This is a genomic window from Bradyrhizobium ferriligni, from assembly GCF_056837965.1.
This window is the reverse complement of sequence record NZ_JBXEJO010000400.1, coordinates 1-388: the sequence shown is the minus strand read 5'-3', so window position 1 is coordinate 388 and position 388 is coordinate 1. Positions and strand designations below refer to the sequence as shown.

Sequence of the window (388 nt, the reverse complement as noted above, 5' to 3'; positions counted from 1 at the left end):
GTTCATGTCTTTGCCAGTTATCCAGAGTGTGTCTGCGAGTTGGTACTTCCGATCGTTCTGCAGTTGGTACGGACTGAAAAAGTGGCACATATTTTTCTTTATTTGTGCTGGGAGCCTGAGAGAATCTGGTCTCTGTATTTAGTTCTACATTCGCATTCTGTTTTGCTGTTGGTGAAACTATGTTCAGAACTTCTTCACTTTGTAAACTACAGACTTTGCATTCTGCACTACTGCAAGGCATACTGATACAGGTTGACCTTTTCAAACTCGGATTCACCAGTTCTAATCCGTCTTCATTCTTAGCCACTGAACTGCTAGTACCTTCAACTTGTATGGTCGATTTTAATAATAAACTGTCGTCCCTTATTTCGCTTGAATTATGCATCTG

The 388-nt window shown here is 40.7% G+C and carries 1 protein-coding gene; it reads right to left on the bottom strand.

Translation table 11 applies throughout. The features are described 5' to 3' along the window. A partial coding sequence (locus AC1VNY_RS42900) for a hypothetical protein (RefSeq protein WP_482409740.1) occupies positions 1 to 388 on the bottom strand: 388 nt, incomplete at both ends.